Here is a 12,268-nt window from a genome sequence, read left to right as displayed (position 1 = left end):
GGGAACCTAGTGAAAGCGAGAACATTAAAGAAAGACAAGGTCAATATCATCACCATGGGTTGTTCCAAAAACCTGGTGGATTCGGAAGTATTGCTTACCCAGCTCAAAGGAAACGGCATCATGGCAGCGCATGAGTCCGATAGCGGGGACAACAACATCATCATCATCAATACCTGTGGTTTCATAGACAATGCCAAGCAGGAATCCATCGATACCATCCTTCAGTACGTGGATGCCAAAGAAAAAGGGTTGGTAGAAAAAGTCTATGTGACCGGATGCCTTTCGCAACGATACAAAGACGATCTTGAGAAGGAAATCCCTCAGGTAGATGCATTTTTCGGAACCCGTGACTTGCCTGCACTATTGAAAAAATTCAAGGCGGACTATAAACATGAATTGGTCGGGGAAAGGCTCCTTACCCACTCTGCCCATTATGCCTACATGAAAATTTCGGAAGGCTGCGACCGACCCTGTTCTTTTTGTGCCATCCCCCTGATGAGAGGCGGTCATGTTTCCAGACCCATTGAAGAATTGGTAAAAGAAGCCCAACATAAAGCGGCCAACGGGACCAAAGAACTGCTTTTGATTGCCCAAGACTCCACTTACTACGGACTGGATCTGTACAAAAAAAGACAGTTGCCTGATTTGTTGAGGGCCTTGTCGGATGTGGAGGGCATAGATTGGATCCGTTTGCACTATGCCTATCCAACGGGTTTCCCAATGGAAGTCATTGAAGTCATGAAAGAGCGCGCAAATATCTGTAATTACTTGGACATACCCCTACAGCACGGGTCCTCCGAATTGCTCAAAATCATGAGAAGGGGAACCAGCAGGGAAAAGCAGGAAGCCTTGATCCATTCCATCCGGGACATTCTTCCGGAAATTGCCATCAGAACCACCCTGATTGCGGGGCATCCAGGTGAAGGAGAAGCAGAATTTGAAGAAATGCTTCAGTTTGTTGAAAAAATGAGGTTTGAGAGATTGGGGGTGTTTACCTATTCCCATGAGGAAAATACCCATGCCCATACCCTTCAGGATGATGTCCCCCAGGAAATCAAACAAGCCCGGGCCAATCAATTGATGGAAATGCAGGAACAGATTTCCTTTGATCTCAATCAAGCCAAGGTTGGAAAGACCTTCAAAACCCTGATAGATAAAAAGGAGAATGGATACTTTGTAGGTAGAACTGAATATGATTCAGTGGAAGTGGACAATGAGGTTTTGATTGATGCAGCAAGGCATTATTGCAGAATTGGGGATTTTGTAGACGTCAAAATCACAGATGCCACTGAATTTGACCTTTATGGGGAGGTCCAGGAAGCTTAATTTTCACCACGATATAGAACATGAAAAGCGAAGGAAACCCTTCGCTTTTTCTTTTGACCTTATTTTTCTAATTTACAGGAACAACTTACCCAAAAGATGGACCGAAGAAAATGGATCAAAAGCAGTGCCTTGCTTGGGGCAATGACGATCACCGGCAACCAAGCACTTGCCAAAGCAGTATCCAACCTTAAAAAGCTGACCCCCATAGCGGTGTCCACCTATTCCTATTGGCACTTCAGAACCGAAAAGTATCCCATAGAAAAAGTCATTGAAAATGCCGCTTTCCTAGGATTTGACGGGGTGGAAATTCTTCACCGGCAGATGCAGGATGAAACCCGGCCCTACATGAACCGGCTCAAAAGATTGGCCTTTGATGCAGGACTCAGTTTGCCGATGTTGTCCATCCACCAGGATTTTGTCTCCCCTGACAAGCAAGAAAGGCAAAAAAACATTGACCACACCAAGCATTGCATCCAATTGGCAGTCCAAATGGGCATCCCTGCCATTCGATTGAATTCAGGCCGCTGGGGAACCATCTCCTCCTTTGATGATCTGATGGAGGCCAAAGGGCAAGAACCTCCCATAGAAGGGTACACCGAGTCGGATGCCCTGCAATGGTGCATAGATGCCATCGGAGAATGTCTGAAGACGGCTGAGGAAGAAGGAGTGGTTTTGGCTTTGGAAAACCACTGGGGCCTTACCACCAAAGTAGAAGGTTTGCTGCATATATATAAGGCATTGGCTGACCATCCATTTATGGGTTTGAATCTGGACACGGGAAATTTTGTAGGTGATCCCTACTCCCAAATTGAACAATTGGCACCTTATGCCAGCATTGTCCAAGCCAAAACTTACTTTGGAGGGGGAGAATGGTACACCTTGGATCTGGATTACCCCCGCATTGCCAGGATTCTTCAGCAGGCAGGATTCACCGGCTTTGTATCCCTGGAAATGGAAGGCAAGGAAAATCCGGAAACGGCTGTTCCCAAAAGTCTGGAAGTCTTACAAAAAGCCTTCAACCCTGCCTAGGTCCATGAACAGTCCTCAAGGTTAACAATATCATAAAGTACCAAACATAACCAATCAGAAAAAAGCCCCTAATTTTGGAAAATGCGTCAAATCCTATTTATCCTCATCTTTTGGCTTCCCATGGCTGTACATGCTCAATTTTCCTATGATTTACAAGGCCACAGAGGAGCCAGGGGATTGATGCCGGAAAACACCATCCCTGCCATGATCAAGGCCTTGGATCTGGGTGTGACGACATTGGAATTAGACCTAGCGGTCACCAAAGATGGCATTGTGATCGTATCCCATGAGCCATGGATGAATGGGATCATCTGTCTGAAGCCTGATGGGACCTCCATCGATAAAGATGATTACAGCCACAACATTTATCAAATGAGTTACCAGGAGGTATTGGCTTATGACTGCGGGTTCAAGCCCCATCCAGGTTTTCCCCAACAGGTTAAGTTCCATACCAGAAAGCCCAGTCTTCAGGATTTGTTTCAAGAAGTGGAGAAATATGTGGCAGACCATAAACTGGTTCCTCCCAATTACAATATTGAAATAAAAAGTTTACCGGATGGGGATGGGGTATATCATCCTGCTCCGCCAGATTTTTCAGATCTGGTGTATGCCTTACTCCATGAACTCTTGGAATGGGACCGGGTCACAATACAGTCCTTTGATTTTAGGGTGTTGCAGTATTTTCACAAAACTTATCCGGATGTAAGACTGGCCATGCTGGTCGAGAATGCAGGTAAGTTTGAAGTGCAATTGAAGGAATTGGGATTTAAACCAGCCATTTATTCTCCATATTACCCTGCACTTACTGCTGAATCGGTTGCTATATTGCATGAAAAAGGGCTCAAAGTGATTCCTTGGACGGTCAATTCCACAGAGGCCATGGAGAAATTATTGGACATGGGCGTGGATGGCATCATCACGGATTACCCCAATTTGGCACCAAAAAAATAAGCCACTCTTGGGTCTTTATTGGAATTTTAGGATGCTCCTTTCATTTTTTTACTTAATTTTGCACCAATTTATCCATAAGTAGCTCCTAACCAAAACCCCCACCAAGGCATGCCTAAAGACAGCAGCATCAAGCACGTACTCATCATCGGATCAGGTCCCATTGTCATCGGTCAAGCTTGTGAATTTGATTATGCAGGTTCACAGGCCGCAAGATCCCTCAGAGAAGAGGGCATCATTGTGACATTGATCAATTCCAACCCAGCCACCATCATGACCGATCCGGTCACCGCAGATCATGTGTACCTGCTTCCCTTGGAGAAAAAATCCATCGTCAAAATACTTCAGGATCATCCGGACATCGATTGTGTATTGCCAACCATGGGTGGGCAAACGGCATTAAACCTTGCCATTGATTGTGAAAATGCCGGGATCTGGAAGAAATTCAATATCAAGATGATCGGTGTGGACATCGATGCGATTGAAACGGCCGAAAACCGGGAGAAATTCAAGGCCTTGATGGAAAAATTAGATGTGGATGTTTGTATCGGCAAAACCGCAACTTCTTTCCTTCAAGGACATGAGATTGCTCAAGAAATCGGCTTCCCCTTGGTGATCCGCCCTTCCTATACGCTAGGGGGGACTGGAGGCGGTTTTGTAGATAAAGCTGAGGATTTTGAGAAAGCGCTCACCGCCGGTCTAACTGCCTCCCCTACCCATGAAGTATTGATAGAACAAAGTATCATGGGTTGGAAAGAATATGAACTGGAAGTCCTCAGAGACAATATCGGCAACATGGTGGTGATCTGTTCCATTGAGAACTTTGATCCCATGGGTGTGCATACCGGGGATTCTATCACGGTGGCACCTGCCATGACCCTTCCGGACACGGTGTATCAGGAAATGAGAAACAGGGCCATCAAAATGATGAATGGCATCGGGAATTTTGCCGGAGGATGCAATGTGCAGTTTGCGGTAAGTCCCGACAATAAAACCATCATCGGCGTAGAAATCAATCCCAGGGTTTCCCGATCTTCTGCTTTGGCCTCCAAAGCCACCGGATACCCCATCGCCAAGGTGGCTGCCAAGCTGGCCATCGGCTACAATCTGGACGAATTGAAAAATTCCATTACAGGCAATACATCAGCATTTTTTGAGCCAGCCATTGACTATGTGATCGTAAAAATACCTCGCTGGAACTTTGATAAATTCAAAGGGTCAGACAGAAGACTGGGACTTTCCATGAAAGCAGTCGGCGAAGTAATGGGCATTGGCAGAAATTTTCAGGAAGCCTTACAAAAAGCCTGTCAGTCCCTTGAGATCAAAAGAAATGGATTGGGTGCTGATGGCAAAGAACTTAAAGATCAGGATAAAATACTTTACAGTCTGGCCAATCCCAGTTGGAACAGGCTATTTCACATCTATGATGCCTTTAAATTGGGCATATCCTTCAGAACCATTCAGGACCTTACCAAGATCGACAAGTGGTTTTTGAAACAAATCGAGGAATTGGTGCACCTGGACAACAAACTGGCTACCTACACTTTGGACACCATCCCAAAAGAGATGATGTTGACAGCCAAATACAAAGGTTATGCAGACAGACAGATCGCCCATCTGCTGGGTTGTCTGGAAAGTCAGGTTTTTAACAAGCGTCGGGATGAAATGGATATCAAGCGGGTCTACAAACTCGTGGATACCTGCGCCGCTGAATTTGAAGCCCAAACTCCCTATTACTATTCCACTTTCGGTGAGGAAAATGAATCCATTCCTTCGAACAAGAAAAAAGTGGTCGTCCTCGGTTCAGGACCCAACCGGGTCGGACAGGGCATCGAATTTGATTATTCCTGTGTCCATGGGGTCTTGGCAGCCAAAGAATGTGGCTATGAAACCATCATGATCAATTGTAATCCGGAAACCGTTTCTACGGATTTTGATGTTTCGGACAAACTCTATTTCGAACCTGTTTTTTGGGAACATATTTATGAAATCATTCTTCTTGAAAAGCCCATCGGTGTAATCGTTCAGCTTGGTGGACAAACTGCCTTGAAATTGGCTGAGAAGTTGGAAAAATATGGCATCCAAATCCTGGGTACCAGTTTTGAGGCTTTGGATTTGGCTGAGGACAGAGGCCGTTTTTCCAATTTGCTTAAGGACAACAACATCCCTTATCCTGAGTTTGGCACCATCCACAATACGGATGAAGCCCTGGAGCTGTGCAAAACCATTGGTTTCCCCCTTTTGGTAAGACCATCTTATGTATTGGGTGGGCAGGGAATGAAAATCGTAATCAATGAAAAAGAGTTGGAGCAGCATGTGGTAGGCGTACTCAGGGACATCCCCAACAATGAAATCCTATTGGATCATTTTCTGGAAGGAGCCATTGAAGCGGAGGCGGATGCGATCTGCGACGGAGAAAATGTCTACATCATCGGCATCATGCAGCACATTGAACCTGCCGGTATACACTCCGGGGATTCCTATGCAGTGTTGCCTCCCTATAATCTAGGGGATTATGTCATGAGGCAGATTGAGTCCTATACCGAAAGGATCGCACTGGCCTTAAAAACCAAAGGATTGATCAACATACAGTATGCCATTAAAAACGACAAAGTCTATGTGATTGAGGCCAATCCCAGAGCATCCAGGACCGTACCCTTTATTTGCAAGGCGTATCAGGAACCCTATGTCAATTATGCCGTAAAGGTAATGTTGGGTGAAAATAAAGTGACGGATTTTGAATTCAAACCGGTCAAAAAGGGTTATGCTATCAAAGAACCGGTTTTCTCTTTCCACAAATTCCCCAACGTCAACAAAGAACTTGGCCCGGAAATGAAATCAACAGGAGAAGCTATTTATTTCATAGACGATTTGTTGGACGATTATTTTCTGAAGATTTATTCAGAAAGGAATTTGTACCTGAGCCGGTAAAAGGTTTGGCAAGGCCAAATCCTTACATTAAATTAGCCAACGATCCCAAAATATTGTACCATGGGTTTTATCTTAAAGTTTATATTGATCTCCATTGCTCTATCGTGGATTTTCTCCAAGTTGTTGGAGTATTTTATGAAAAGCAAATTCAAGAAATTTGTAGATCAGATGAAAGCCACGCAGCAGGAAAACCAACCCAAAAGGAAACCTGCTGACGGGAATGTCAATGTGGATTACATTCCTAAGGAACACCTCCACAAAAAAGAGATCAAAGGAGGAGATTATATCGATTATGAAGAAGTGAAGGAATAATCCTTCACTTCTCTTCTATTGACCATTTTCAATTGTAACCAATTTTAAATTTAACTTACTTTTCTATACTATTTGTTTACCTGGCCAAACTTCACCTTTTCTTCCGGAAGGTTCCTGTGAAGTTTTTTGAAACATTTTTTTTAAGTTAGATTACCTAAATTTGAGAACTTAGATCTTTTTGATGCAATCCAAATGGACAAGATTTAATTATATTTAAAAACTGATTTGAGAAAATAAGATGGATATACAAGTGATTAAGTTGGAATTGATAGAAATGCTACTCAGAACCGATGAGGAAAGTGTTTTGCAAAAAGTAAAATCAATACTGCAGAATTCATCCGAAAAAGATTTTAGGCTGACAGAGGATGATTATAAAATTCTGGACCAAAGGAGGGAAAGACACATTTCAGGCCAATCAACCTCCTCCTCATGGGATGAGGTCAAAAAAGAGGCGAGAAGTGCTGTAAAATTAAGTTGAAGTTTATTTTTTAAAATAAAGGCCAAAACAACAAAAACTCAAAAAAAAAGATCAAAGGAGGAGATTATATCGATTATGAAGAAGTGAAGGAATAATCCTTCACTTTTTTTATTTTGTTTCAAAATTATTTATAACTTTCCGCAAATAATGTAACGTTGAGAAGATTTTCGGCCATATTGTTATTGTGCTGCTTTGCCCTGTATCATTTCGGGTACTATGTCTTCTATTTTTCCTATCAATACAAAATCGAGCATACCTGGCAAGCCAAGGTGTTTGATGAGAATCCGGATTTCAGTCAAAAGGAAAGATTGATGGAAATTCCCCTTTCTCTCCCCTATGCCTCAGATCAGGAAGATTTCAAGGCAACCAATACTTCCTTTGAAAAAAACGGGGAATACTACAGGGTAGTCAAACAACGCTATGCCAATGACACCCTTCAGATCATTTACATCCCGGATACTGCCAAAAACAGGCTGGACCAAAGTGTCAGGCAATGGATCACTTCCTTGGTCAAGGATGATCTTCCGGACGGCAATGGCAATCAGCTAATTGCCAAGTTGTTTCCAAAAGACTACACCCAGCCGCATCAGGAGATCATATGGGAACGTACCACTGAAGAACAAAAACTTTCAATAGGGTTTATTTTTTTAGCTTACCAAAATCAAGTCAAGGACCTCCATTCTCCCCCTCCTGAGTTCTGCTGATTTTTTAAACCACATGTAATTGACTTCTCTTTCTGAATGGTTTCTTTTTAAGGGCCAATAGACTCACTTTCCCTGTGTATGCAGATCGGGAAATTGTCTGGTTGGGCCTTAAGATTAAACCATGTCAAATAAGGAACACCTTACAGTGAAACCGTCAATTCACTTATTTTAAAATCCCATCATTTAATTCACATTACAATGAAGAAACTTTATTGGCTGATGAGCCTATCGGTCATCTATTTATGGATCATGCCTAATTCGGCAGAAGCCCAATTGCCTTTTGATGAAATCATGATGAACAAAGGCGAAGTCTGTGCGGCTTTGTTGTATGAACACGGCAGTTGGAATCAATATTGGGAAGGCAACAATTTGCGTGGAAATGCCAATATAGGCACCCTGACCAGGCAAATGGTCATGCCTATGGTAGTCGTTGGCATCAGTGAAAAACTGAATATCATCGCAAGCCTTCCTTACGTAAGCACAGACCCATCCGGCGGCACCCAGGTGGGCCAACGGGGCATTCAGGACTTGAGCCTTTCTCTGAAAGTCGAATGGCTGCAAAAACGTCTGGGCAAAGGAAATCTGATTCTTTTGTCCAACACAAATTTCAACACGCCTTTAGGAAATTATCTGTCCGACTACCTTCCCTTTAGTGTAGGTCTTGGTGCACCTGAAATAGGCATGAGAGGTATTGCAGGTTACAGAATGGACAATGGGCTGGTTTTTAGGACAGCCTTTGCCTACCTATGGAGAGGTCAGACTGAGATCGAGAGAAACTTTTACTATCAGGATGGTGGAGTGTATTCTAATTTTATGAATGTTCCCAATGCAGTGAATTTTCACGCAGCAGTGGGTTATTGGACCCTTGACAACCAACTGCGATTGGAAGGGACCTTTATGAGTCTCAATTGTGTAAGTGGAGATGATATCAGGGCCTACAATGCCCCTCAGCCCACCAACAAAATGAATATCAGTCAGGTAGGATTTTGGGGGCAATACTACATCAAGGGCAGAAAAGGTTTGGGAGCAATCGCCTACTGTAACTATACCGTCAATGGCCGGAATGTCGGCAAAGCTTCCAATTTGGGAGTCGGACTCACTTATCAATTCCAAGCATTCGCCAAAAAATAATTTGTCATGAAAAAGCATTTACGCAAATATATTGTAATCATTCTGGTGTTTTCCTTATTCATTTCTTGTCTGGAAGAGACACCCCGCTATTTGGAATTTGAGGACTATTCCTTTCAGGGGATAGATGATAAAGGGGGAACATGGAAAAGCATCATCTTGGTTGCTCCGGATCAGTTTATCGTCCCTGCTCCTCAGGAAACCAGCAGCAGTTCTTATCAACAGGAACTGACTAATTTGAAACAGGAGATGGCCTCAGTTTCAAACGAACAAAAAAAAGCTGTGGTGTATTGGTCCAGCAATCCCATTCTGAGATGGAATGAGATCGCCTTGGAATTGGCAGCAAAATACAACTTGATCCCGGGACCAAATCTGGACGGCACCTACACTTTGCCCAATCCTGCCAGTCCGGAAGGCCCTCCACCCTTTCCTTTTGCACATCCTCCCTACACCAGCAGAATGTTGGCGTATCTGAGTGTGGCTCAATTAGACGGTTTGATTGCCGCATGGCATTACAAATTTGAATACAACAGACCTGCCCCCTACCAAGTGGACAGCTCCATTGAACCTGCTTACCCAAAAAACACACTTCCTTCTTATCCTTCTGACGGGGCGGTGGTTGCCATGGTTTCCAAGGAAATCCTATCAGCCATGTTTCCCTTGGAAAAAGCCTATCTGGAAGCTTTGTCCCAAGAACATTTAAATAGCTTGGTCCATGCGGGTATAAATGTGCAGAGTGATATAGAGGCTGGAAAAACCATAGGTACAGAAATGGCCAAACTAGCGCTTCAGAGGGCTTCCACAGATGGTATGTCCAAAGCACAAACCCCTAAGGCAGTATCAGATTCAATAAAGAATGCAGCATTTGAAAACTTTGGCTGGGTGTGGGAAAACATGGAAAACCCTGTCAGACCCGTTGGATTGACTCCGCTTTTCGGTAAAGTGAAAATGTGGAATGTCCCAACAGTCGAAGAGGTTAGGCCAGGCCCTCCTCCAGCCCCAGGATCTCCAGAATTTCTGAAGGATGTGGAAGAATTGAAAAATTATGCCAAGAACCTGACTTTAGAACAAAGAAGAATTGCCAATTGGTGGCAGGACGGGTTAAATACGTACACTCCACCAGGCCATTGGAATAAATTTGCCAAAGAAGCCATTATTAAAAACCAGCTTAACCCAATCCGTTCAGCCAGGGTATTTGCTTACATGAATATGGCCATTATGGATGCTGGAATCAGCTGTTGGGATGCAAAATACTATTACCATTACCCAAGGCCCATTCAAACCATACCAGGTTTCAAAACCATTTTGGGAACCCCCAATTTTCCTGCTTACACCTCTGGCCATAGCACCTTTTCCGCTGCTGGGGCAACAGTGTTGTCTTACTTTTTTCCAGCGGATGCAGCACAATTTACCAAGTGGGCACGAGAGGCTGCAGATTCCAGGTTATATGGTGGCATTCACTACAGGTTTGACGCAGATGTAGGGATCGAACAGGGCAAAAACGTAGCAAAGTATACAGTAGAAAAAGCAAAAAATGACGGTGCTCAGTAAATGAAGGCATTTTTTTACATAGGATTGATTGGACTGGCCCTTTATGAATTTGTCAGGGTTTATTTCATCATGCCAATGCCAGGGAGTCAGCAATGGGACTCTCTGGCTTTTGCCTATGCTTTCCATTCCTATCGGTGGATTATCCGAGGAATGATGATAGTATTCATTCTGATTGGTGCTAAAAAGGCTTTTTCTACCAAAAGAAAAGTGGTGCCCATAGGGCTTATCCTTTTTTCATTGACCATCTACTTCCTCTTCAATTTCCGTCTTTCTGCTGAAAAAATGTTTCTGGAGCCCAGTCAGCTCTCTTTTTCAACCCAAGAATCCACCACTTTGGCCGATAGCAGTTTGGTCATCGCCGTTTCAACTGCCCATGAGGCCAAAGCCTACCCTATCCGTTACATTGCCTACCACCACCAAGTCAGGGATGAACTTGCTGGCAAAGAAATTATGGTCACTTATTGCAGTGTGTGCAGGTCTGGGAGGGTATTTGAACCCCTGGTAAAAGGTAGGTCAGAAAAATTCCGCCTGGTGGGGATGGATCATTTCAATGCCATGTTTGAGGACCAAACTACCGGTTCCTGGTGGCAGCAGGCCAATGGGGAAGCCATTATCGGACCACTAAAAGGGGAAAGCCTTCCTGAATTGGAATCCACTCAACTGACCTTGGCCAAGTTTTTCAGCCTGTATCCTAGTGGGCAGGTCATGGCAGCTGACCCCAACTCCTTACATCAGTATGATAGCTTGGGCAAATATGAATTTGGGCTTAGCCAAAGCAAACTTACAGGAACAGACAGCTTGTCCTGGACGGAAAAATCATGGGTAATAGGCATCCGACTCGGCGACAAATCCAAAGCCTATGACTGGAATGATTTGCTGGCCAATCAGATCATCCATGATAAAATGGGAGACGTCCCTTTAGTGATAGTCCTTTTTCGGGATCAACAGAGCTTTAAGGCCTATTTGAGGGAAGAAAATACGCAAATCATGAAAATCCTTGAAGGTGACCTGCTTGTGGCCGGTAAGGATACGCTTGATTTCCATGGGACCAATGTCAGGTTTGGGGAACAAGTTCTAGTGCCATTACTTGCGTACCAGGAATTCTGGCACAGTTGGCGGACATTCAATCCCACGACGGAGGTTTACAAAAACAATTGAATCAAATATGAGAGCACGGGAAATTGGTAAAAACCCAATACAGACCGCTATTTCAGATAAAATATTGGGAAACCGGGAAAAACACCAAATTATAGCTATATGTTTTGTGTAATTTTACTTACCTTCCATCAAATTAATTCACATTGAGAAGATTTTCGGCCATACTGCTATTGTGCTGCTTTGCCCTGTATCATTTCGGGTACTATGTCTTCTATTTTTCTTATCAATACAAAATCGAGCATACCTGGCAGGCCAAGGTGTTTGATGAAAATCCGGATTTCAGTCAAAAGGAAAGATTGATGGAAATTCCCCTATCTCTCCCCTATGCCTCAGATCAGGAAGATTTCAAGGCAACCAATACTTCCTTTGAAAAAAACGGGGAATACTACAGGGTAGTCAAACAACGCTATGCCAATGACACCCTTCAAATCATCTACATTCCGGATACTGCCAAAAACAGGCTGGACCAAAGTGTCAGGCAATGGATCACTTCCTTGGTCAATGATGATCTTCCGGATGGCAATGGCAATCAGCTAATTGCCAAGTTGTTTCCAAAAGACTACACCCAGCCGCATCAGGACATAATATGGGAACGTACCACTGAAGAACAACAACTTTCAATAGGGTTTATTTTTTTAGCTTACCAAAATCAAGTCAAGGACCTCCATTCCCCGCCTCCGGAATGGGTTTAATGTAAATTTAT

At 43.7% G+C, this 12,268-nt stretch carries 11 protein-coding genes; all 11 read left to right on the top strand.

Annotated features, from left to right (window positions below):
- Positions 1-9 precede the first annotated feature (9 nt).
- The 11 genes from rimO (at position 10) to H1A14_RS15830 (ending at position 12,257) form a co-directional block, all read left to right on the top strand.
- Positions 10-1,326, top strand: a complete 1,317-nt coding sequence (rimO, locus tag H1A14_RS15880; protein ID WP_194777417.1) for a 30S ribosomal protein S12 methylthiotransferase RimO — start codon at positions 10-12, stop codon at positions 1,324-1,326.
- 96 nt (positions 1,327-1,422) lie between these two features.
- A complete protein-coding gene (locus tag H1A14_RS15875; RefSeq protein WP_194777267.1) occupies positions 1,423-2,355 on the top strand; it encodes a sugar phosphate isomerase/epimerase family protein in 933 nt (310 codons plus the stop codon).
- An 81-nt stretch (positions 2,356-2,436) separates the two neighbouring features.
- A complete protein-coding gene (locus H1A14_RS15870; RefSeq protein ID WP_194777266.1) occupies positions 2,437-3,306 on the top strand; it encodes a glycerophosphodiester phosphodiesterase family protein in 870 nt (289 codons plus the stop codon).
- A 108-nt stretch (positions 3,307-3,414) separates the two neighbouring features.
- Positions 3,415-6,234, top strand: a complete 2,820-nt coding sequence (gene carB, locus H1A14_RS15865) for a carbamoyl-phosphate synthase large subunit (RefSeq protein ID WP_194777265.1) — start codon at positions 3,415-3,417, stop codon at positions 6,232-6,234.
- 60 nt (positions 6,235-6,294) lie between these two features.
- Complete coding sequence (locus H1A14_RS15860; protein ID WP_194777264.1) at positions 6,295-6,546, top strand: DUF4834 family protein; 252 nt, start codon at positions 6,295-6,297, stop codon at positions 6,544-6,546.
- 238 nt (positions 6,547-6,784) lie between these two features.
- A complete protein-coding gene (locus H1A14_RS15855; RefSeq protein ID WP_194777263.1) occupies positions 6,785-7,024 on the top strand; it encodes a hypothetical protein in 240 nt (79 codons plus the stop codon).
- Between the two features lie 155 nt (positions 7,025-7,179).
- Positions 7,180-7,728, top strand: coding sequence for a hypothetical protein (locus H1A14_RS15850; protein WP_194777262.1), 549 nt, complete (start codon positions 7,180-7,182; stop codon positions 7,726-7,728).
- A gap of 198 nt (positions 7,729-7,926) precedes the next feature.
- On the top strand, positions 7,927-8,859 hold the full coding sequence (locus tag H1A14_RS15845; protein WP_194777261.1) for a transporter: 933 nt from the start codon (positions 7,927-7,929) through the stop codon (positions 8,857-8,859).
- 6 nt (positions 8,860-8,865) lie between these two features.
- Complete coding sequence (locus H1A14_RS15840) at positions 8,866-10,407, top strand: phosphatase PAP2 family protein (protein WP_194777260.1); 1,542 nt, start codon at positions 8,866-8,868, stop codon at positions 10,405-10,407.
- On the top strand, positions 10,408-11,565 hold the full coding sequence (locus H1A14_RS15835; protein ID WP_194777259.1) for a DUF3179 domain-containing (seleno)protein: 1,158 nt from the start codon (positions 10,408-10,410) through the stop codon (positions 11,563-11,565). It begins immediately after the preceding gene.
- A gap of 143 nt (positions 11,566-11,708) precedes the next feature.
- The gene (locus H1A14_RS15830; RefSeq protein ID WP_194777258.1) at positions 11,709-12,257 is read left to right on the top strand and encodes a hypothetical protein; all 549 of its coding nucleotides are present in this window, start codon (positions 11,709-11,711) and stop codon (positions 12,255-12,257) included.
- Positions 12,258-12,268 lie beyond the last annotated feature (11 nt).

The organism is Pararhodonellum marinum, from assembly GCF_015354735.1.
Taxonomy (GTDB): Bacteria; Bacteroidota; Bacteroidia; order Cytophagales; family Cyclobacteriaceae; genus Pararhodonellum; species Pararhodonellum marinum.
Note: the sequence above shows the minus strand (reverse complement) of the source record. Positions and strands in the feature narration are given on the sequence as shown.